Here is a 22029-nt window from a genome sequence, read left to right as displayed (position 1 = left end):
CGATGGCCGCAGCCCGGTCAGGCCGGTGCCCCCCGCCGGCGACGCGTTTCGTCGCGTTGGGCGACAGCATCACCGTCGGGCTGGGTGACGGAGTCACCATGGGCCGCGAGGACCGCCGCACCGCCACCCACGGCCGAGGCTTCGCCGCCCGGCTCGCCGAACGCCTCGGACCGCCCGGCGCCGTCGACTACACCAACCTCGCCACGACCGGCGCGACGGCCCACGACGTGCGCACCCGCCAACTACCGGTCGCGCTCACCTGCGACCCGCAGGTGGCCACCGTGGTCGCGGGCATGAACGACGTGCTCAAGCGGACGTTCGACCCGCTGCGCGTGCGTCAGGACCTGGTCTGGACGGTGAGCCGGCTGCGCGCGGGTGGGGCGGTCGTGCTCACCGCGACCCTGCCCGACCCCGGCCGGCTGCTGCCGCTGCCGGCGCCACTGGCCCGCGTGCTCGCCTACCGGGTCGGACGCCTCAACGCCGCCGTGCGCGCCACCGCCCGGGCCGATCCCGGGGTGCTCGTCGTCGACCTCGGGCGTCATCCGGCCGTGCGCCACCGGTCCAGCTTCGACGTCGACCGGGTCCATCCGGGGCCGCACGGGCACCGACTGATCGCGCAGGCGTTCGCCCTCCGGCTCGCCCAGGCCGGGGTACCACTTGTCGGTGCGCCGTCCGGGCCAGATGCCGCGGGCGGCCCGGACGCCGAGGTCACGGCCCCGGGCGCGCTCCGGCACTCCTACTGGCTGCTCAGCGTCGGCCTGCCCTGGCTCGCCGGGCGGTGCCTCACCGGCGGCTACCGGCACGCCTATCACACGGAAAATCAGCTCGTGAGCCACCCTCGGCGCGCCTGAGACCCCCTCGATTGCCTACGGTAGGCAATGTGCTTCCCGCCCTGTCAGCCTCGCCCCGGTCCGGCGTCCTCACCGGCTGGGGCAACGCATGGCTTGCCGGGCTCGTCGGACTGGACGACGTCATCACGCAGGTGCATCGCGCGCTCGGCGGCGAGGCGGCGCCGCACACCCTCGGCGACGAGCCGCTCGTCCTCGGTCTGGGCGCGCTGCGCACGGCCGGCGCGCAGCGGCTGCGCCTCGTCCTGCCCGCTCCGGGTGACGTCGCCGGCCTGCCCGGCCCGCCGGAGGTGAACCGCGACGCGATCACCGCGGGTGAGGCCGTCCTCGTCGTCGGGCCGACCCCGCCGCTGCTGCTCGTCCCCAGCGTCGTCGTGCACGGTCCGGCGCTGGAGGGCCGGCTGGAGTCGGTGCACTGGCGGGTGCTGCCGGCGGCCCGGGTGCCGCCGCCCGGCGCCGGGCTGCGCGCCGCCGAGCATGACCTCAGCGACGCGATCCGCACGACGACGGCCGCCCTGGTGCACCTGGACATCGCCAGCGCCCGCCCCGAGGTGCTCGCCCTGCTGCGCGACCGCGGCGAGGAGGAACCGGGGCCGGGGCTCGGTCCGGGCCACCCGTCGGCCGCCCACGCCCTGCTCGCCCGGGCGGAGCGACTGTCGACCCTGCTGGACCTGGCGGCCCGCGACGATGGTGCCGCGGTGACGGCCCATGAGATCGCGCGGCGAACGGCGGCCCTGCGCAGCCTGTCCGCGGCGGTGCGGCGCGCCTACGAGGCAGCCTATGACGCGTTCGACCCGTCCTGCGCGACGGTTCCGCCGCCGCACTGAACCGGCTCTGCCGGAGGCGGACCAGCCCCGATGCGAAACGACCCGAGGTGAAACAGGTCGAGGTCAACCAGCCCGAGATGAAACGGCCTCAGGTGAAACGGCCTCAGTGGACCGGGCCGGACGGCCCGGCACCGGGTGAATCGGCGGGGCCGGTCAGTTCAGCCGGGGGCAGAAGTGGCCCGCGGGGTCGTCGGGGCGACCGCACAGGACGCACGCCGGGCGACCGGCGGCGACGATCGTACGGGCCCGCTCGATGAAGGCCCGGGCCTGCCGGATCGACAGGCCGACCCGCAGCGAGTCGAGCTCGTCCTCGCTCTCGGGCAGCCGGATCTCCCCGGGCGAGATCCCGGCCGCCTCGACGAACACCCGGTGGCCGTCCCAGGAGACGGTGAGCTGCCCCAGGTGGAAGTCCTCCTGAAACGGCGCGTCCAGCGGGGCGAGATCGATCTCGACGTCCGAGGCGGCCGGAAGCGGTATCCCCTGGGTCTGGCCGACCTGGCCGAGCAGCGTGTTCAGCCCTTCGGCGAGCGCTGTGACCTCGGTCTTCTCCAGGCCCACGGTCACGACCTGCCCCCGGCCGGCGGCCTGCAGGAAGAAGACCCTGTCACCGGGCTGGCCCACCGTTCCCACCACGAACCGCTCCGGGGTTTCGAACACGTAGCGCTGCATATCTCCGATCGCTCCGTTACCTTCGTTCGCCTCGTCGTCCGGTGCTGGTTGCGTCGTTCCCCATCAGTATCGCCGCATCCGCACGCCGTCCACCCTCCGCGGCGTCCTGAATGGCGCGATGTGGTCGCCGCGGCGGCACGCAGCAGTGCGCGGCGCACCCCTGCGGCCACGGTCCGAACTCGGTCAGCGCCCGGCGAGGCAGGTCCGGATTCCGGATCTCCTCGACGAGCTCCCCCACCATCGCGACGAACCGCGGGTCGGTGCCCACCGTGCCGGCGCGCGCCACGGGCAGCCCGACCTGCGCCGCCCGCTGCGCGGCGAGCACGTCGAGATCGTAGACGACCTCCATGTGATCGCTGACGAAGCCGAGCGGCACGACGACGGCGCCCACCGCCCCGGCGCCGGCGAGCTCGACCAGCCGATCGCCCACGTCCGGCTCCAGCCAGGGCACCGCCGGCGGTCCGCTGCGGCTGCAGTAGGCCAGCTCGACGGGATGGCGGACCCCGGTGACACGCTCGACCCCGGCGGCGATCACCCCCGCCACGGCGCGTAGCTGGCGCGGGTAGGCGTCGCCGCGAGGACCGCTGGCCTGCGCCTGCGACAGCGGCAGGGAATGCGCGGTGAACAGCAGGTGGGCGTCGGCATGCGCCTTCTCGGGCAGCTCGGCCAGCGCGGCGACGCACCGGTCGACCATCGGCTCCACGAAGCCGGGATGGTCGAAGAACAGGCGCAGCTTGACCAGCTCCGGGGCGACGAGGGTCGGCGGAAGCGCGGCGAGCGCCGCAGCCAGGTTCTCCCGGTACTGGCGGCAGCCCGAGTACGACGAGAACGCCGAGGTGACGAAGCAGGCCGCCCGGCGGATCCCGGCAGCCGCCATCTCGGCGACCGTGTCGGTCAGGTAGGGCGCCCAGTTGCGGTTGCCCCAGTAGACGGGCAGGCCGGGCAGCTCCGCCCGCAGAGCCTCGGCCAGTGCACGGTTCTGGTCGTTGAGCGGGCTGCGTCCGCCGAACATCCGGTACTGCTCGGCGACGACCTCGAGCCGCGACCGCGGCACATCCCGCCCGGCCGTCACGTTACGCAGAAACGGCAGCACGTCGTCGGGGCCCTCGGGGCCGCCGAAGGACACCAGCAGCAACGCGTCGACGTCGCTGGCGGCGGGCGGCACCCCGGGCGTCCCGGGCGTCGTGGTCATCGCGGCACGCGGTTGGCGAGGTCGGCCGGGTAGGTCGGAAAGTAGCGGCCGATGGTCGACAGCTCGAACTCCGGCAGGATCGCTCCCGCCGGTTCCCGAGTCAGCAGGTACTCGAACGACGCGCGGACCAGGGCAATCATCCCCGGCTCGTCGCCGACCCCGGTCCCGCTCGCGGCGAGCACCGCGTCGTCGACGCTGACCCGGAACGAGAAGGAGAGCCCGGGCACGCCCGGCGAGGTCTCCTCGGCGACCTCCACGTCGAAGTCGCGGCCACCGCGCGGTTCCACCCGGATCACGCTCATCGGACCCACCCCTTCGTGGCTGCGGCGGCCTCGGCGCCACCACCCGGGACGAGGGCGGCGGGCCAGGACCGGCGCCGTGTGACGCCGGCCGCCGCGCACGGCCACGGCTCGACGGCGCGCGGCAACGCTCCGCCACCCACGATATCCGTCGGCGACGTCCCTCACCCACCGGCGGGCCCGGCCGGCGTGCGCCGGCGGAGCCCGGCCCGCGCGGGCCGGCGCCGTGGCCTGCGGCCACGCGGGCCGGTGACCGGCTTGACGAGTTGGTCCTATCGGCTGTCGGAACTGTCCGCCTGGGACGAGGGGACGGCCGGCCCTGGCGCCCGGTCGCGGCCAACCAGGCTGGAGATCAGTGCCCCATGCTCAGGCCGCCGTCGACCGGGATCAACGCACCGCTGATGTACCCGGCCTGGGGCGAGGCCAGAAAGGCGACGAGGGCGGCGACGTCCGCCGGCTCACCCATCCGCCCGCCGGGCACCTGGGCGGTGAGCGCCGCCCGCTGGGCCTCGGTCAGTGCGTCGGTCATGTCCGTGCGGATCGGGCCGGGGGCGACGACGTTGGCGGTGATGTTGCGGGGTGCCAGCTCCCGGGCGAGGGACCGGGCGAAACCGATCAGGCCGGCCTTGGAGGCGGCGTAGTTGGACTGCCCGGGCCCGCCGGTGGACGCGACGACGGAGGAGACGAAGATGAGCCGCCCGCGGCGCAGCCGCATCATCGGCCGCGCCGCCCGCTTGGCCACCCGGTAGGCGCCGAGCAGGTTCGTGTCGACGACCTCCTGGAAGGCGTCCTCGCTCATGGTGGCGAGCAGGGTGTCGCGCACGATGCCCGCGTTCGACACGACGATCTCGACCGGGCCGAACTCGGCCTCGACCTCCGCGAACGCCTTGTCGACGCTCTCGGTGTTGGCGACGTCCATCCGGACGCCGAGCATGCCCTCGGGGGCGGAACCGCCGCGGCTGGCGACCGCGACCCGGTCCCCCGCGGCGGCGAGCGCGACCGCGCAGGCGGCGCCGATGCCGCGGTTACCACCCGTCACCAGGGCCACGCGACCCTCGTTTTCGACCATGGCCGGATAGTAGCCGGCCGATACACCGCCTCCGGACCTTCCCGGCCGACGACACACACATCCCGGAGGACCGCGGGGAACCATCACCCCCGCGGTCACCCCTTGGTGGCACTGCGCCCGCGTCGGCGCCGCAGACACGTGGTGTCGGGGTCACCCTCATCGTCACGCCGCGACACGAGTTCGCGCGGTGCGACGGTGCGACGGTGCGACGGTGCGACGGTGCGACGGTGCGACGGTGCGACGGTGCGGGACGATAGCAGCCATGCGGGTGACGATCCGGGTCCAACCGGGCTCCGGACGAGCCGCCGTGGGCGGACGCTGGACGGATCCGCGGGCGGGTTCGATGTTGATCGTCCGGGTGACCGAACGGGCCGTCGACGGCCGGGCGACCGAGGCCGCCCTGCGCGCCCTGGCCGGGGCCCTCGGCCTGCGCCGCACGCAGGTACGGCTCGTCCGCGGGGCCACGAGCCGGGTCAAGACCGTCGAGCTCACCACGCCCCCAGCGGACGAACCGGCCCTCCGCGCCATCCTCGACCGCCTGCTCGCCGCCGGCGACCTCGATGGGACGGCCAGCACCACGACGGGCTGACGGGTCCCGCCCGGCCGGACGGTGGAGCCGGGGCGTCGCCGGTGGGGCGCGCACCGGCGCCGCGGGGTCGGCGGAGTCCGGCCCGCGGCACCGCAACCGCCCACAGATGCTGAAATGGTGCGACCACCATGAAACGGGACGCCGGACGTGGGCCTGCCGCGCGTAGTGGACGTGTGTCGCCGATCCGGCCGGCGGCGCAACCTCCGGCCCGCACCGCACGTCCGGACATTGGGAGGTCGGTGTCGTGGGACGAAGGCCGGTCATGCGCAGGCCGGAAGTCAGACCGGCGGACGCCCTGCGGGCGCATGCGGGTCGGGGGGAGCTGACCATGGGACCAGACATCCCGGATATCCCCGACACCGCACACGTCCACGGCACCACGGACGTCCCGAACACCACAGACGTCCCAGACACCACAGACGTCCCAGACACCACAGCATCCGTCCCTGACACCCCGGACATCCCCGACACCCCGGACATCGCCGCGCCGGACGCCCCCCGACCGGGCCAGGAGGACGGCGCGATTCCCCCGGCCCGCCCGCCCCTGCGATCCGGCGCGGACATCCAGCAAGATCGAGACGAGGACTCCATGGTGATGTCGCCGGCCGCCGCTCGCCGCCCCTGGCCCGCCGACGCCGGGGAGCGCGCGGGACCGCCGGCGGTGCCGGGCGCCGTGGTGCCGGCCGCGCCCCACGGGCCGCCCGGGCACGGCAGACCGGACATGATCGCCGACAGCGCAACGGAACCGGTCACGCCGGGCCCGCCGGGTGGGGTGCTCGATCTCGCCGCGCTGGCCGCAGTGGAGCGTCGGCTGCGTGCCACCGCCACCGCGGCCGTCGAGGACGGCGTGCGCTCCGGGCGGCGCTCCCCGGCCGCCGCTCGCAGCGAGCGGGCGGGGGTGGCCGCGGCCTCGAGCATCGCCACCGTCCTGTGGTTCGACGCACTGCGCGCCGAGGACCGGGTCAGTGTGACGCCCCGGGCCGCCGCGCTGATCCACGCCGTCCATCACGTGCTCGAGGACGCGCGGGTGGCCGGCGACCCGATCGGCGGGCCGGCGGCGGGCGACCCGCCGGCCGGTTGGCTGCCGCCCGGCAGCGCGCCGCCCTCGGCGGACTCCCGCCCCCTACGCGTGCTGGGCGCCGGCAACGTCGGGCCGAGCGGAACGGTGTGGGCGGCGCTGGCCCGCCGGTACGCCGGCGAGCGCTTCGACCGCACCCCGCAGGGGCGCCAGATCTGCCTGATCGACTACGCCGAGCTACGCGACCCGGCCGTCTGGGAGACGATCGCCGACGAGCGGGCCGCCCATCTCGGTGAGCTCCTCTGGGTGGTGATGGTGACCGGGACCGGCGTGTCCGCCGCCACCGGCGGCCCCGGCGGGATCGGCGGGCCGGCCCGCGCGGCGCGGCTGTTCGAGGCGGCCGGCTGGCAGGTCCTGACCGTGCGGTACGGCCGCCGGCTCGAGGCGCTGTTCCGAGCGCCCGGCGGCCACGCACTGCGGTCCCGACTCGACCTGCTCACTCCGGCCGAGTTCCGGGACCTGCTGCACGCCCGCGGGGCGGACCTGCGCCGCCGCCTCGCCGGGCCGGGCACGGCCGGCGCCGGCATCAGCCGACTGCTGGACACCCTCACCGACGAGCAGATCCTCGCCTGCCTGGGCGATCTGGGCGGGCACGACATCCCGCTGCTGATCGACGCCTTCGACGAGGTGGCCGCGGACCGGCCCACCGTGCTGTTCGCCTACACCGGCGACCGGCTCGCGCCGGCGGACGACCCGTACCCGGCTACGGACGCCAGCCGCCGCGACCCGCCCGCGCCGGCGGCCGCGCAGCTCGCCTCCCGCAACGGGGCCGGTCCGGCGGCCGACGTCGACGGGGCGGTCGTCGCCCTGCCGCAGGATCCGGCGGCGCGGCGGCTCGCCCGCCACGTCGCGCGTTACCTCGACCGTGCTCCGGTGCCGCTGCGCGGTCCCGCCCCGGTGCCCGCACACGCCGCCGCCCGCCGCTTCCCGGAACGGATCTCCACCCAGGAGGCGTTCGGGGACCTGCTGCGGGATCTGCCGCGGCTCGCCCCGCAGGCGGCGGCCGCGGTGGTCACGATCAGCACCCGGGCCGCCGATCCCGTGCTCGCCGGCTGGCTGGCCGCCGCCGGAGAGCCTGCCGACGGCGGTATGGCGGCGCCCGGCAGCACCACCGACCCCGCCGGCAGGGCCGAGCGGGCGATCACCGCGTCGGCCGGCGGTGGTGGTGGATCGCCGGCGAATGGGATGCCCGCGGCGGCGAACGGCGCGGCGTCCGGCGGCGTGGGCAGCGGCAGCGGCATGGGCGGCGGCAGCGGCATGGGCCGCGGCATGGGCGGTGCGCACGACGCCGGCGGTGTGGGGGGCGTGACCGACCTGATGCGGCCGGCCGGCGCGGACGACGGCGATGGCGACGGCGACGGCGACGGCGACGGCGGTGCCCCGGCGGGGCGGCATGTGGCCGGCGGCCTGTCGGCGGCGGCCTTCGGCGGGGTTCTCGGCTCGTTGGGGGTGGCCTGGAGCCGGCAGGGCCTGCCGCTGCTGCCCATCGGGGTCGCCGACGAGGTGTCGGCAGGTCGGGTGCTGCCCGGCTGGCTCGCCGGCGGCAGCGCCGACGCCCGCTCCGTGCTGGCGGTGGCCGACACCGGACTCGACCCGGTCACCCGCGCCCTGGCCTGGAACGGCGGCGACGGCGCCCCGGCCGGGATCGCGACGACCTGGGTGCCGGCGTTCGCCCACGATCTCGCGTGGTGCCTGCTGGCGGGGCTCGGCCGGCTGGCCCGGCTCGACGGGGCCTCCAGCCTGATCCAGCTCTCCGCCCGCCCGGTGGACCAGCGGCTCGCCGAGCTCCCGGTGGACGCGGACGGCTGGCGCCGCCGTCGCGCCCTGGTGCTCGCCGGCGGCTACCGGCTGCACGAGGGCGGGCCGGCAGCCGCGATCACCCTGGTCGGTGTCGGCCCGGTCATGCCGGAGGTGCTGCGTGCCGCGGCGGAGTTGCGCTCCGGGCTCGGCCACGAGGTGAGCGTGGTCTGCCTGACCTCGCCGGGAGCAGTCTTCCAGGCCCTGCAGGCCCGCCGCGGGTTGGCCGAGGGGTCGGACGCGCTGCTCGCCGAGCTCTTCCCGGCCGACCGGCGGTGTCCGATGGTCACCGTCGTCGACGGCGATCCGCGGGCGCTGAGCTTCCTGGCGGGCGTGCACGGCGATCCGATCTCGACGCTCGGCTCGGCCGCGCCGCCGCCGGACGCCGCCGGGGCGGCGGTCCGGCCGGGGGCCGCACCCGTCACGGTGGACGTGATCGTCGGAACGGCGTTGGACCTGCTCGACGAGGCGGCCACCGCCGGCTGATCGGCGCCGGGCCGACCTCGGCCACAACGCCCGCCGGTCGGCCCGGCGCGGGCGGCCGCGTCAGACGCCGACCGCGTGGACGCCGCCGTCGACGTGGACGATCTCGCCGGTGGTCGCCGGGAACCAGTCCGACAGCAGCGCCACGCACGCCTGGGCCGCGGGCGTCGTGTCGTGGACGCTCCAGCCCAGCGGCGCCCGTCCGTCCCAGACGTCCTCGAACTGGCTGAACCCCGGGATGCTCTTGGCCGCCATCGTGCGCAGCGGGCCGGCCGCCACCAGGTTCACCCGGACGCCGCGCGGGCCGAGGTCGCGGGCGAGGTAACGGGCCGTGGACGCCAGCCCCGCCTTGGCGACGCCCATCCAGTCGTAGGACGGCCAGGCGACGGAGGCGTCGAAGTCGAGGCCCACCACCGACGCCCGCTCCCCGAACAGCGGCAGGGCCGCCCGGGTCAGGGAGGCCAGCGACCAGGTCGACACCTGCAGGGCAGTGCCGACCTCGGACCAGGCGGCTTCGACGAACGGTTTGCCGCCGAGGACCGACTCGGGGGCGAAACCGATCGCGTGCAGCACCCCGTCCAGACCGTCTACGTGTTCCAGCACCCGCCCGGCGAGTCCGGCCAACTGCTCCTCGTCGGTGACGTCCAGCTCGACGACCGGCGCCTCGCTGGGCAGGCGCTTGGCAATGCGCCGCGTCAGCGACAGGCCACGTCCGAATCCGGAGAGAACCACCTGCGCGCCCTGTTCCTGCGCGATGCGGGCAACGCTGAACGCGATCGATGCTTCCGTGAGAACACCGGTGACGAGAACGCGCTTACCTTCGAGAAGTCCGCTCATGGGCCGCATCCTGCCAAACATGGCCGCCCGAGTGGGCACACCCGGGCCCGGAAGTCTGCCCCCGTTCCGGTCGGACGGCGCCGCGGCCGGCGAACGGCACACGGAGGGCCCCACCCGATATCGCGAGAACGTGGACCAACCGTTGTGGGCTCGTCGAGACGAAGCCGCGGACCGGTGATCAGGAGCGGCTCAGTCGGCGGCGGGCGGTGCGGGTCACCGGCTCGACGAAACGGGCGGCCAGCGGGCCGATAATCGCCATGAGCAGCACATAGCAGGCGGCGAGGGGGCCCAGTTTCGGTTCGATGCCGGCCGCCACGGCGAGACCGGCGATCACGATCGAGAACTCGCCGCGCGCGACCAGGGCCGCGCCCGCCCGGAACCGGCCCATCGTCCCGATCCCGGCGGAGCGGGCCGCCCACCACCCCGTCATGACCTTTGTCACGACTCCGGCAAGCGCCAGCAGCGATCCGGCGAGCAACGCCGGGGGAATGTCGGCGGGGGCCGTCTGCATGCCGAAGAAGACGAAGAAGACGGCCGCGAACAGGTCCCGCAGCGGTCGGAGCACCTCCTGCGCCCCCTCGGCCACGGGACCGGACAGGGCGATGCCGACGAGGAACGCTCCGACGGCGGAGGACACCTGCATCCGCTGGGCGAGCCCGGCCACGAGCAGCGCCAGCCCCAGCGCCCGTAGCAGCAGGACCTCGTCGTCGCGGTCCGCCGACGGGTTGAACACCAGGCGGGTCACCTTGTCGCTGTGCCGCAGCGCGACGTAGAGGACGGCGACGAGCAGGCCGAGGGCGATCGCCACCGTCAGCGACCCGCGGGCGAAGCTGTGGTGGGCCAGCAGCGCGGTCAGGATCGGCAGGTACACGGCCATCGCCAGGTCCTCGAGCACGAGGACGGACAGCACGACCGGCGTCTCCCGGTTACCGAGCCGCCCGAGGTCGCCGAGGACCTTCGCGATGATCCCGGACGAGGAGATCGCCGTCACCCCGCCGAGGACCACCGCCGCCGTCGGACCCCAGCCCAGCACGAACGCGGCCACGACGCCCGGGGTGGCGTTCAGGACGAGGTCGAAGACCCCGGCGCGGGCCTGTTTACGCAGGCCGGACAGCAGCTCGCTGGCGGTGTACTCCAGCCCGAGGGTGAGCAGCAGCAGGACGACGCCGATCTCGGCTCCGACGCTGATGAACTCCTCGCTGGCGCCGAGCGGCAGCAGCCCGCCGTGACCGAACGCCAGGCCACCGACGAGATAGAGCGGGATGGGGGAGATTCCGACGCGCAGCGCCAGATGTCCGAGGATGCCGAGGGAGAACAGAACTCCCCCGAGCTCGAGGAAGGTCGTCGCGGTGGAATGCACTCGATCCGGCCAGCCCGCTCGTCAGCCGGAGTGGAGCAACGCGGCGACGGACGCCGTGTTCTCCGGGGTCCCGACGACGACCACGATGTCCCCGGCCTCGAACCGGAAGTCCGGCCGGGGGGAGGCGTGGACGATCTGGTCGCGGACGACGGCGACGATGGACGCGCCGGTGCGGGTGCGGGCCTGGGTGTCGCCCAGCGGGCGGCCCGCGAAGGGCGAGTCGGGCAGGATCGCGATCTGCTCGCCGACCAGCCCGGCGAACGCGCTGCTGATGTCGGCCAGCTTCTCGACGATGTGCGGCGCGCCCAGCAGCTCCGAGAGCGCGTCGCTCTCCTCCGCCGTGAGCGGAATGGAGTCCCGGGAGGAGTCGGGATCGTCGGGATCGTAGATGACAAGATCACGCCGCCCGTGATGATGGGACACGACCCCAAGCCGACGGCCACTGCGCGTCTGGAAGTCGTGCCGCAACCCGATGCCAGGGAGCGCGGTCTCCTCGATCTCCACAACAACCCTCTCCGCGCCTTGTTGGCCCGCTCGTCCGCAGGAAGCTCCTGGTGAGCCGCCTTATGCCACCCTAACGAACGATCCGGGGACGCTCCTGGTTCGCGGCGCTGGCCCCAAAACGAGAAAGCTTCGGCAACGCGGCGACAGATAATCGTCACGAGATGTCACGTAGGGGTCGGGCGGCCGGCGCGATGCCCGGCGACGTCACGCAGCGCCTCGGGCGGGAACGCGGCTCAGGTCACGGAGCCGGGCTCGGCGATTCGGGCCACGATTGTGGCGCGCGGCGCGTTGCTACGGGGTAGCGACGACGAAGTCGATGACGCCCGGACGGCATCCGCCCGGAGGTCATGGCCGCAACCGGCGCCGGGAACCACCGCCACCGGGAACCACCATGGACCCGTGGAGACCTGCGCGCATCCCGTCCCACCCGTCCCCATCCCATCCCGTCCCACCCGCCCCGTCCCACCCCGTCCAGGGAGAGTCGCCGCCTGTGCTGAACCGAAGCGCCCGACTGCTGCGCAGGATCGCCCTCACCGTGCTGGGGATCGTGGTCCTCGGCGTCGGCATAGCGATGCTCGTCCTGCCCGGTCCGGGCTTCCTCGTGGTCGCCCTCGGGTTCTTCATCCTCAGCCTGGAGTACGAGTGGGCGCGCAGCCGCTTCGAGCGGGCCCGGCGCAAGGCGGCAGACCTCGCCGATCAGGCGGCCGCCAACCGGTTCTCCTCGGCGTTCACGATCCTGTTCGGGCTCGGCATGATCGCAGCGGGCATCGCCTGGATCGTCGTCGACACCCTGCCGGCCTCGTCGCCCTGGACCGGCGGCAGCCTGATCTTCAGCGGACTCGTGGTGCTGGCCACGATGATCGTCAGCCTCTGGCAGGCCAAACAGGCGCGGGACGCCGGCCTGCCCACCCCCGCCGAACTCCTCGAGCAGCGCGAGGACCAGGAGCAGGAGCCGGCGGCCGGCGAGCCCGACGGAGACCGGCAGGAGCGGGACCACGCCGGCGAGGCGGCTCAGGACCCGGCCCGACGTCCCGGCTGATCCCCGGCACGTGACTCCCCGGCACGTGACTCCCCGGCACGCGACTTCCCCGGCACGCCCTACGGCGCGGGCGTCACTGGCCCTGGGTCTCCTGACTCATGCCGTTCACGCCCGGCTGGCTGCTCACGCACCTGTATAGTGCCGCGCGGTCGGCCGTCGACGCCTTCGCGACGTCGTAGCGCAGCGGATACGCCCTGCTGACGGCGAGGCTGTTGCGGTCCTTCGGCAACTGGATCGCGCGGCCCACCGACGGACACGCGGCGCGCACGGCCTCCTTCTGCGCCGTCGTCGCCTCCGGGGTGAAGTAGACCACGGCCTCCTGCTTGGGGGGTGGCCCGCTCACCGTCGCGTAGATCCCGAACGCGATCAGGCCGATGGCCGCCAGGGTGATCGCCACCACCGCCGTGCGGCGCCGCGGGTCGGCCAGATACCGCACGGCGCGGGTGGCGGCGGTGGGCGATGAAGAGACCACGTCGTGAGTCCTGTCACATTGGGGAAGGAAATCTGGTCCGGATTACGGGTGGACCACCACGAAGTCCGGACCCCCAAACTAGCCGGCCGGCGCAGTCCGTAAGGTGAACGCCTTTGTGAGGCTCGGCGACCTTCGCCACGTGTGACCGCTTCCCCCGTCCGGCTCACCTGCCGGGCGGGGGGCGCGAGCCCGCCCAGGGCACGCGCATCGGCGCACCGTCGACCGGCGGCGCCCGCCCACGATCGGGCCCAACGACGGGCCACACGCGATGGGCCACATCCGATGACGCCGACAACGGCGTTCATCCCACATCCGGCGATCATCACCGTCCGATGATCGCGACCAGCGAACCATGGGAGCGAGGAACAGGTCGTGCCATCCCTGATCGAGGACTACGCGCTGATCGGCGACACCCACTCCGCGGCACTCGTGGCGCGCACGGGCTCGATCGACTGGCTGTGCCTGCCCCGGTTCGACTCGCCGTCCTGCTTTGCCGCGTTGCTCGGTGACGCCGACGACGGGCACTGGCAGATCGCCCCGGTCGAGCCGGTCCTCGGCGTCAGCCGCCGCTACCGCGGCGACACCCTGGTGCTGGAGACGGACATGACCACCGCCTCCGGCACCGTGCGCATCGTCGACGCGATGTTCCCGCACGCCGGCACCCACACGGTGCTACGCCTCGTCGAGTGTCTCGAGGGCGCCGTCCACATGCGCTCGGAGACCCGGTTCCGATTCGACTACGGCTCGATCGTGCCGTGGGTGCGCCGCGTCGACGAGCACACCATGTCCGCCGTCGCCGGCCCCGACGCCGTCACCCTGCGCACCACCGCCCCGATGGAGGGGCACGACATGGCCACCTACGCCGACTTCCACGTCGCGGCCGGCCAGTCGGTGCCCTTCTCCCTGACCTGGACGCCGTCGCACCAGACGCCGCCGCCGGTCCACGACGTCCGCCGCATGATCACCCTCACCGAGGCGTGGTGGTCGGACTGGATGGCCGGGTGCACCTACGACGGCCAGTGGCAGCCCGCCGTGCGCCGCTCGCTGATCACCCTCAAGGCACTGACCTACGCCCCGACCGGCGGCATCGTCGCGGCCGTCACCACCTCCCTGCCGGAGCACATCGGCGGGGTGCGCAACTGGGACTACCGGTACTGCTGGCTGCGTGACGCGACCATCACCCTGCTCGCCCTGCTCGACGCAGGGTTCACCAGCGAGGCGACCGCCTGGCGGGAATGGCTGCTGCGCGCGGTCGCGGGCGACCCGTCCCGGGTACAGATCATGTACGGCGTCGGGGGGGAACGCCGGCTGCCCGAGTACGAGGTCCCCTGGCTCGCCGGCTACGAGAACTCCTCCCCCGTCCGGGTCGGCAACGCCGCCGTCGACCAGTTCCAGCTCGACGTCTACGGCGAGGTCCTCGACGCCCTGCACGTCGCGCGGGTCGCGGTGGCCAACCGGCGGCCGTCCGTGCCCGGTCTCGTCCTGCCCGGCGGGCAGGCGCTCGCCGACCAGCACGGCGACGACTCCTGGCCCCTGCAGACCAAGCTGATGGACTTCCTGGAGACCGGCTGGCGCAAGACCGACGAGGGCATCTGGGAGGTCCGCGGGCCGCGCCGGCACTTCGTCCACTCGAAGGTGATGGCCTGGGTCGCGGCCGACCGGGCCGTACGCGGCATCGTCGAGTCCGGCCTGCCCGGCCCCGTGGAACGCTGGTCCGCGCTGCGCGACGAGATCCACACCGAGGTCTGCGCGCGGGGCTTCGACCCGGACCGCAACACCTTCACCCAGTTCTACGGCTCCCGCGAGCTCGACGCGGCGCTGCTGTACATGCCGCTGGTCGGCTTCCTGCCGGCGACCGATCCCCGGGTCGTCGGCACGGTCGCGTCGATCGAACGGGAACTGATGGAGGACGGTTTCGTCCTGCGCTACCCGACCGCCGAGGACGGCGCGGTCGACGGACTGCCCGCCGGCGAGGGCGCCTTCCTCGCCTGCACCTTCTGGCTCGCCGACAACTACGCGCTGTCCGGACGGGTGCACGAGGCCCAGGAGCTGTTCGAACGCCTGCTGTCACTGCGCAACGACGTCGGCCTGCTCGCCGAGGAGTACGACCCCCGGCTCGGGCGGATGACCGGCAACTTCCCGCAGGCGTTCAGCCACGTGCCGCTGGTCAACACGGCGCGCACGCTCACCGACGCGCTGCGCGGGATGCCCCGCTCGCGCACCGACCGCGCGCACCCGCCGGGCCACTTCTTCGGCTGAGCCGCCCGGCGGCGGCGTGGCGGCACGGCGGTGGCGTGGCCCTGTGGGTCGTGCCGCGCCGGGTCCGCCGCGCCGGGTCCGCCGCACGGCCGCCGGCCGGACTATCAGTTGGTCACCCAGCGTGTATGCCGATACTTGTTCCGTACTGTCGGCGTGGCGGGAGACTCCAGCCGATCGACGAGGAGCAGGGGGCGGGGCGTGGCAGGTCGGATCGCGGTGATCGGCGGAGGCATACTCGGACTGGCGGTGGCCCGGCGTCTTGGCCAGGTCGAACCGGGAGCGACGGTGACCGTGTTCGAGAAGGAGCCCGACGTCGCCCGGCATCAGACCGGACGCAACAGCGGTGTCGTCCACGCCGGCCTCTACTACGTCCCGGGCTCGCTGAAGGCCACCCTGTGCCGGCGCGGCGTCGGCCTGCTGCGCGAGTTCTGCGACACCCACGACATCCGCTACGACGAGTGCGGCAAGGTCGTCGTCGCAGTCGACGACAGCGAACTGGAGCGGTTGGCCGCGATCGAGAAGCGCGCGGAGGCCAACGGCGTCCCCCGGATCCGCATGCTCGACACCGCCGAGCTGCGGACGATCGAGCCGCACGCCCGGGGGGTCGCCGCCCTGCACTCCCCCACCACCGCGATCGTCGACTACCCCGGGGTCGCGCAGGCGCTCCGCAAGGAGATCATCGCCGCGGGCGGCGCGGTGCGCACCGGCGCCGAGGTGATCGGCGTGGACGAGAGACCGGATGGAGTGCACCTGCGCCTGACCGTCGCCGGCTCCGCCAGCGCCCGACCCAACGGCAACCACGAGGTGGCCTCCCAGGACGGCGGGCGGGTCTCGGTCGTCTCCGAGCGCGTCGGTCCGTTCGATCTGCTGATCGCCTGCGCGGGGCTGCAGTCCGACCTGGTGGCGACCTTCACCGGCGAGGACCCGTCCCCTCAGATCGTCCCCTTCCGAGGTGACTACTGGCTGCTGCGCCCGCAGCGGCGGGACCTCGTCCGCGGGCTCATCTATCCGGTGCCGGACCCGCGATACCCCTTCCTCGGCATCCACCTCACCAAGCGGATCGACGGGGAGGTTCTCGTCGGGCCCAACGCGGTGCTCGCCACCGCCCGCGAGGGCTACACGGTCGGCACCGTTCAGGGCAGCGATCTGCGTCGGACCCTCACCTGGCCGGGCTTTCACAAGATGGCCAGGACGCACTGGAAGACCGGCGCGAAGGAGATCCTGCACACCGTCAGCAAGCGGGCGTTCGTCGCGGAGGCCCGGCGCTACGTGCCCGAACTGCGGACCACCGACGTGGTGCGCGGTCCGGCAGGGGTTCGTGCCCAGGCCGTGGCCCGGGACGGCAGCCTCGTCGACGACTTCGTCCTGTCGCACACCGGTCGGGTCGTCCACGTGCGCAACGCGCCGTCGCCGGGTGCGACCGCATCGCTCGCCATCGCGGAGCACATCGTCAGCAAGGTCGTCCCCGAACCGGCGAGCTGACACCTGCCACTCGCCGGGACGACACGGCGACATTCCCGTCCGGGATCCCGGGGACCGTATCCCCGGGTCCGGACCGTTCGATGGATGCGATCCTGGTCCGGTGAGTGTGACGCCGAGCCGCCAGGGGCGTGAGGTTCTCGCCGACGCGGTGGATGACGACCGTGCAGGAACCGACCTGGCCCGACGTTGGCGTGCCGCACGGCCGGCCTCAGCGGTGACTCACCTGGACCCGGCCGCCGCCGCCCGGCCCAGCCAGGCGACCCTCGACGCGCAGATCGCCCACCTGCGGCGCGAAGGCGAACGCGGCGCGTACGTCGCCGAGGTGGAGGCCGGCGAGGTGCTGTACTCCGCGCGGACGGCACTCGCCGACCTCCTGGGACCTGGGCTCGGCCCCGACGAGGTCACCTTTCACCATTCGGCCAGCACCGCCTTTGCCGCGCTGCTCACCGCGTGGCCCCTGCCTGCGGGCGCCAGAATCGGAGTTCTCCCGAGCGAGTACGGCTCCAACATGCTCGTGCTCGAGGCCCGGACGCGACAGGTTCCACTCGAGTTGATCGATCTGCCCGTCGACCCGCAGGGCGTGATCGACCTCGACGTCCTCGACAGAGTGGGGATATCCAGCCCCCTGGCAGCCCGTCCGCTCGCGCTCGACGAGCTGGATCTCGTCGTCTTTCCGCATGTCCCCAGCCAACGCGGCATCGTGCAGCCAGCTGTCGAGATCGGCAGGCGCTGCGCCGCCGCCGGGGTGCCGCTCGTCCTCGACGTCGCCCAGTCTCTCGGCCAGATCGGTGTCTCGGACGTCCACGCCAGCGCCTACGTGGGAACGTCACGCAAGTGGCTGTGCGGCCCGCGGGGCACCGGCTTCCTCGCTGTGCGGGGGGACCTGACCGAGCGCATCAACGTCGCAGTCCCGAGTCTGTACAGCATGGGGCGGGGCAAGGATGGCCGGCCGATTCCCCTGCCCGGCCTGGCCCGGCTGGGAATCGGTGAGGCCTCGATAGCCTCCCGGGTCGGTCTCGCCCAAGCGCTTTCCGAGCTGCTCGCCAGCGATCCCCCGCTCGTGTTCGCCCGCATCGCATACCTCGCCTCCCAGGGGCGACGCGTCCTGGACGGTGCCGGCGGTTGGCGGGTGCGCGAGCGGCCGGACTCGCCGACCGGCATCGTCACGCTGGAACCACCACCCGGCGTGGACCCCGTGGCGGTCCGTGATCGTCTCTACCGGCAGGATGCGATCCTCACCAGCGCCATCCCGCTCCAGCGAAGCCGTGATCTCGCGGGGCCGGTGCTGCGAGTGAGCGCCCACGTGTACAACGATCCGGTCGACTTCGAGCGGCTCGCCGCGGCACTCAGCCGCGCCCCTGGAACCTCCCCGTCGCGTACCTGAGACGGACCTGCCCGCCTCAGGCGGCACCCGGCGTGGCCTGCCCGGCGGGGGGCGTAACGTCCAGATAGGGCTCTGGCAGCACTCGGTAGGTCCGTCCCTCCGGACTGGTCCAGAGGAAGACGCCGGGCGTCGGCTGCTCGCACTTCCAGTCGGCGGCGGGGGGCTCGGCACGGCCGCGGGCGGCGGGCTCCGACGGCGGCCGGGCCGGTCCAGCACCGTCGGCGTGCCTGCGCCGGGTCCGGCGTCGACGGCGGCTCTCGGCGTGCTTGAGGTGGTGGTGCCGGGCGCAGACTGGACCGAGGTTCCGTTCCTCCGTACGGCCGCCTTCGGCGTGCGGTTTCGTATGGTCGATCTCGCAGTTGACCGCGGGCTTGCCGCAGCCTGGGAAGATGCAGTGGCGGTTCCTCGCACGCACGACCCGCGCAAGGCCGGGAGAGGGAAAACGCCGGTCCCCGACCTCGACGACCTGGCCGTCCTGCGGATCGGTAAGTATCCGCCGCCAGGTCGACTGCGAGTCGGCGGCGAGCTCACGGGCCAGCTCCGCCGGGATCGGGCCGTATCCGGCGAGCTCGCCCGGCTCGTCCGAGCGCCCCATCAGGGTGGTGATCGGCACCACGACCTGCACCTCGGGGCGAACGCTATGCCGATCAAGCCCCATCAACAGGTCATAGAGGACATCGGCCCGGCGCTCGTCCAGCGTGCGCCTCTCCTCCGGATCGGCACCCGCAAGGCGGGCAAACACATCGATTCGGTGGTACACCGCGACCATTCGCTCAGCGGAGAGCAGTGCCCGCAGCGTGCCCATGCCGTCCTCGCCGTCGGTGATCCGCACGCAGCGCCCCCGCACCGCATGGCGATGACGGCGATTCGCCCCCTGCGGATCGACCTTGAACACCCGGCGCCGCACCGCGGCGCGGAAAGCCGCATGGCTGGCCCGGCCTCCCTGCTCGAGGGCGGCCTGCTCGACCGCTCCGGCCTGCGCGGCGCTCAGCGCCGCGGTCTGGCGGGCGAGGCTCTCCACCCGCAGCAGGTCGACGTCGCCCTCGTGCAGGGCATGCAGACTCGCCGGCAGCCGGGTGCACACCTCGACCGCCAACATGAGCTTGCGGCTGCCGAGAGCGGGTGCGACTCCGAGCTCGGCCGCAAGCTCCTCGCCCGCGAACTCACTGAACCGCCGCTCGTCCGGCTCGCCTTCCAGGCGCGGACGGTGCTCGGCGAACCGTGCCCGCACGGCGAGCTGCTCTGCCTGCAGCCGCGCAATCTGGCGTTCGAGCCGGACATCGAAACGCAGACATTCGTCCGCACTCAGCTCGCCAACGACCCGATCGAACACGCGCATCGCACCGTGGCCGGGCGGGGTCTGCGCCTCGGCCTCCCCTTGACCGACGGCTGGCCGCCCCGCGTCACGGTCACCTGACTGCTCTGCTGGCATCGTCGCACCATCGCTTCCTCGACGACATGTGGACACCGCCCCACCCGGCTTCCGGTGGGATAGGGGAGCTCGCTCCAGTTTCGAACTCTTGTTCGATCGTACGCTATCGTCATCCGCATGAGAACGATCTCTCCGCCGCCGTGCCGACCCCAGGACGGACAACCCGCCTCGCTCCGGAGTCCCGCGCCAGCGGCTGCCCAGTCGCGAAGCAGACACGGCGGCCCTGGCCGCGTGCACGTACCGCCGCCCGCCCTTCTGAGAGGGTGCGACGATGTTCGGAGTGGTTCGCCCCTGCCGGCGCCAGTTGTCCGACGACCTGCACGCGGCGTGGATGTCACATCTCTGCGGGCTGTGCCTGACACTGCGCGACCATCACGGTCAGTGGGCCCGGTTAGCCACGAACGTGGACGCGGTTCTCGTGTCGGTGCTCGTCGCCGCGCAGGCCGGCGCGCCGGCAGAGCGCCGCAGGGCCAGGCCGTGTCCGTTCCGCGCGATGCGCCGGATCGAGGTGGCGGCATCCACCGAGGCGGGCCCGCGGCTGGCGGCCGCAGTGTCCCTCGCCGCCGGCGCGACCGCCGTAGGTGACCACATTGCGGACGGCGACGGTCTCCTGCGCCGCCGCCCTGCGGCCGCGATCGCGCAGCGGGTGGCCGACCGGGCCGTCGCAGCCGCCGGGCGCACCGGCTCCGGGGTCGGGCTCGGTGTCGCCCTGCTGGAACGCGCGGCGGCGGAGCAACGCGCCCGTGAGGGCGCCAGCGCGCGGGGCGGGGCGGCGCTGTTGGAGGCGCTGGCCCCGACCGAGAGCGCGGTTTCCGCCGTCCTGGCGCACACCGCCGTCGTGGCCGGGTGCGACGACAACCGCGCGCCCCTCGCGGCGGTGGGGCGACACTTCGGTCGCGTCGTCCATCTGCTCGACGCCGTCACCGATCAGACCGACGACGCCCGGTCGGGATCGTGGAACCCGCTGACGGCGACGGGAACCAGCCCGGCCGAGGCCCGCCGCCTGTGCGAGGACAGCCGGCGGGACCTGCGGCATGCGTTGGCCGAGGTTCGGTTCACCGACACGGTCGATGCCCGGCTTGCCCGTCTCCTCTTCGGCGACGGGCTCGGCCATGCCGTCGACCGGGCCTTCGCGTCCGCCGGGCCGCCGCCTGGGCCGGGGCGCCCCGGCCAGCGGCCGGACGGTCGTCCCGACGGCCGGCCGCCACACCGCCGGCGGACGGGCTCGGCCTGCCTGGTCACCGCTGGCATGTTCCTGACCTGCCAGATGTGCGGCGATTACACGTCGCCGATGGACGGGCGGCGAAAGGAGGGTCTGTGCAGCCGGTGCTGCGACTGCTGCGACTGCTGCGAGTCCTGCGGCGAGTGCGCGGAGTGCGACTGCGTCGGTTGCGACTGTAACTGCTGAGATATCCCGATGTTTCGACCTGGTTGCGCAAGGCGGAACCTGGTCGTGACGTCCGGTAGGGATCTGCTGAAATGGTGGACGTCGCGCGAGCGGAGTCCCCGACGCTCCTCGCGACCGGGGACGCCCCCACGTCCCCACTGGCGGGCACCGACGCCCGTACGGCCGTGTCGAGGTCTGTCATGGCCGCAAGTCCGGGAGAACGACTGGACCACCATGAACGCAGAGGACGACACGACGGTTTCCGACATCATCACGGTTGCGGCGGTCGACGATCATCCGATCGTGCTGCGCGGCCTCGCAGACCTGCTGCACGACGTCAAGGACTTCGACCTGATCGACACGGCTTGTTCCCTCGACGCGCTGCTCGCTGGGCCCGGGCGACACGCACAGGTGGTCCTGCTCGATCTCGACCTGGGTGACGGCACCGAACCCCCGGACAACCTCCGGCGGCTACTCTCCGACGAACGGGCCGTGGTGGTGTTCAGCGCCGCGGCGGCGCCGGCCACCGTCCGGGACGCGATGCGCGCCGGTGCCTCGGGCTTCGTTCCGAAGACCGACGACGTCGAGGACCTGGCAACCGCGATCCGGGCGGCCGCCGCCGGCACCGGATGGATCTCTCCACAGCTTGCCTTCCTACTCCTCACCGACGACTCTCCCGACAAGCCGGTCCTGTCCCCGAAGGAGATCGAGGCGCTGCGCCTGTATGCCACCGGGATGCCGCTGAAGACGGTGGCACGGAAGATGAACGTCTCCCCGGAGACCGCCAAGCAGTACATCGACCGGGTCCGCCAGAAGTACCGACGGGTCGGCCGAGACGCGGCGACAAAGGTCGACCTGTTCAAGCGAGCGATCGAGGATGGTCATCTCGACCGCCGTGCCGAGGGGATGGCCTGACCGAGGCGTCCGACCGCTGGAACCAGCCAACCGTGGGGCGGCGCTCGCCCGCCACGTCCGAACCCGATCAGACTCCGACCGGCTCGAAAAAGCGCAGCGGGCCTCAA

General features: G+C 73.4%; 19 protein-coding genes. 10 read left to right on the top strand and 9 right to left on the bottom strand.

Annotation, left to right across the window (positions count from 1 at the left end; all coding sequences use genetic code 11):
- The first annotated feature begins 2 nt into the window (after positions 1-2).
- Together AC5R91_RS30225 and AC5R91_RS30220 are read left to right on the top strand one after the other, a co-directional pair.
- Positions 3-851: an SGNH/GDSL hydrolase family protein gene (locus tag AC5R91_RS30225; protein ID WP_495394688.1), complete on the top strand. Its 849-nt coding sequence runs from the start codon at positions 3-5 to the stop codon at positions 849-851.
- Positions 852-880: 29 nt separating this feature from the next.
- Entirely contained in the window at positions 881-1675 is a 795-nt protein-coding gene (locus AC5R91_RS30220) for an Rv1486c family protein (protein ID WP_495394687.1), read from the top strand.
- A 153-nt stretch (positions 1676-1828) separates the two neighbouring features.
- On the opposite strand, the gene AC5R91_RS30215 is transcribed toward AC5R91_RS30220, so the two are convergent.
- The 4 genes from AC5R91_RS30215 to fabG all read right to left on the bottom strand — a co-directional run bounded on the left by AC5R91_RS30215 (position 1829) and on the right by fabG (position 4904).
- The gene (locus tag AC5R91_RS30215) at positions 1829-2344 is read right to left on the bottom strand and encodes a DUF3090 domain-containing protein (protein WP_495394686.1); all 516 of its coding nucleotides are present in this window, start codon (positions 2342-2344) and stop codon (positions 1829-1831) included.
- Positions 2345-2360: 16 nt separating this feature from the next.
- Positions 2361-3536: a ferrochelatase gene (locus tag AC5R91_RS30210; RefSeq protein WP_495394685.1), complete on the bottom strand. Its 1176-nt coding sequence runs from the start codon at positions 3534-3536 to the stop codon at positions 2361-2363.
- Positions 3533-3838: a hypothetical protein gene (locus tag AC5R91_RS30205; RefSeq protein ID WP_495394684.1), complete on the bottom strand. Its 306-nt coding sequence runs from the start codon at positions 3836-3838 to the stop codon at positions 3533-3535. The genes AC5R91_RS30210 and AC5R91_RS30205 overlap by 4 nt, the downstream gene beginning before the upstream one ends.
- 349 nt (positions 3839-4187) lie before the next feature.
- The gene (gene fabG / locus AC5R91_RS30200; protein ID WP_495394683.1) at positions 4188-4904 is read right to left on the bottom strand and encodes a 3-oxoacyl-ACP reductase FabG; all 717 of its coding nucleotides are present in this window, start codon (positions 4902-4904) and stop codon (positions 4188-4190) included.
- A gap of 262 nt (positions 4905-5166) precedes the next feature.
- Here fabG and AC5R91_RS30195 point away from each other — a divergent pair, with 262 nt between their 5' ends.
- Positions 5167-5493 (top strand): DUF167 domain-containing protein, encoded by a 327-nt coding sequence (locus AC5R91_RS30195; protein WP_495394682.1) that lies wholly within the window; start codon positions 5167-5169, stop codon positions 5491-5493.
- Between the two features lie 244 nt (positions 5494-5737).
- The gene (locus AC5R91_RS30190; RefSeq protein ID WP_495394681.1) at positions 5738-8854 is read left to right on the top strand and encodes a pyruvate dehydrogenase; all 3117 of its coding nucleotides are present in this window, start codon (positions 5738-5740) and stop codon (positions 8852-8854) included.
- 60 nt (positions 8855-8914) lie between these two features.
- Here AC5R91_RS30190 and fabI read toward each other — a convergent pair whose 3' ends face one another.
- The 3 genes from fabI to AC5R91_RS30175 all read right to left on the bottom strand — a co-directional run bounded on the left by fabI (position 8915) and on the right by AC5R91_RS30175 (position 11552).
- A complete protein-coding gene (gene fabI, locus AC5R91_RS30185; protein ID WP_011605641.1) occupies positions 8915-9688 on the bottom strand; it encodes an enoyl-ACP reductase FabI in 774 nt (257 codons plus the stop codon).
- A gap of 178 nt (positions 9689-9866) precedes the next feature.
- Entirely contained in the window at positions 9867-11048 is a 1182-nt protein-coding gene (locus AC5R91_RS30180) for a cation:proton antiporter (RefSeq protein ID WP_495394680.1), read from the bottom strand.
- Positions 11049-11069: 21 nt separating this feature from the next.
- Positions 11070-11552, bottom strand: a complete 483-nt coding sequence (locus tag AC5R91_RS30175; protein WP_495394679.1) for a cation:proton antiporter regulatory subunit — start codon at positions 11550-11552, stop codon at positions 11070-11072.
- 490 nt (positions 11553-12042) lie between these two features.
- Here AC5R91_RS30175 and AC5R91_RS30170 point away from each other — a divergent pair, with 490 nt between their 5' ends.
- Complete coding sequence (locus AC5R91_RS30170) at positions 12043-12591, top strand: PGPGW domain-containing protein (protein WP_495394678.1); 549 nt, start codon at positions 12043-12045, stop codon at positions 12589-12591.
- A gap of 73 nt (positions 12592-12664) precedes the next feature.
- Here AC5R91_RS30170 and AC5R91_RS30165 read toward each other — a convergent pair whose 3' ends face one another.
- On the bottom strand, positions 12665-13063 hold the full coding sequence (locus AC5R91_RS30165) for a hypothetical protein (RefSeq protein ID WP_495394677.1): 399 nt from the start codon (positions 13061-13063) through the stop codon (positions 12665-12667).
- Between the two features lie 372 nt (positions 13064-13435).
- Between AC5R91_RS30165 and AC5R91_RS30160 the strand changes: the two genes are divergently transcribed.
- The 3 genes from AC5R91_RS30160 to AC5R91_RS30150 all read left to right on the top strand — a co-directional run bounded on the left by AC5R91_RS30160 (position 13436) and on the right by AC5R91_RS30150 (position 18188).
- Positions 13436-15322 (top strand): glycoside hydrolase family 15 protein, encoded by a 1887-nt coding sequence (locus AC5R91_RS30160; protein WP_495394676.1) that lies wholly within the window; start codon positions 13436-13438, stop codon positions 15320-15322.
- Between the two features lie 198 nt (positions 15323-15520).
- Entirely contained in the window at positions 15521-16804 is a 1284-nt protein-coding gene (locus AC5R91_RS30155; protein ID WP_495394675.1) for an L-2-hydroxyglutarate oxidase, read from the top strand.
- Between the two features lie 100 nt (positions 16805-16904).
- The gene (locus tag AC5R91_RS30150; protein ID WP_495394674.1) at positions 16905-18188 is read left to right on the top strand and encodes an aminotransferase class V-fold PLP-dependent enzyme; all 1284 of its coding nucleotides are present in this window, start codon (positions 16905-16907) and stop codon (positions 18186-18188) included.
- 16 nt (positions 18189-18204) lie between these two features.
- Here the strand turns inward: AC5R91_RS30150 and AC5R91_RS30145 are convergent, their stop codons facing one another.
- Entirely contained in the window at positions 18205-19620 is a 1416-nt protein-coding gene (locus tag AC5R91_RS30145; RefSeq protein ID WP_495394673.1) for an HNH endonuclease signature motif containing protein, read from the bottom strand.
- Between the two features lie 271 nt (positions 19621-19891).
- Here AC5R91_RS30145 and AC5R91_RS30140 point away from each other — a divergent pair, with 271 nt between their 5' ends.
- Both AC5R91_RS30140 and AC5R91_RS30135 read left to right on the top strand, forming a co-directional pair.
- Positions 19892-21028 (top strand): DUF5685 family protein, encoded by a 1137-nt coding sequence (locus AC5R91_RS30140; RefSeq protein ID WP_495394672.1) that lies wholly within the window; start codon positions 19892-19894, stop codon positions 21026-21028.
- A 213-nt stretch (positions 21029-21241) separates the two neighbouring features.
- Positions 21242-21922 (top strand): response regulator transcription factor, encoded by a 681-nt coding sequence (locus AC5R91_RS30135; protein WP_495394671.1) that lies wholly within the window; start codon positions 21242-21244, stop codon positions 21920-21922.
- Positions 21923-22029 lie beyond the last annotated feature (107 nt).

The sequence above is a fragment of the Frankia sp. BMG5.60 genome (assembly GCF_059428125.1).
Note: the sequence above shows the minus strand (reverse complement) of the source record. Positions and strands in the feature narration are given on the sequence as shown.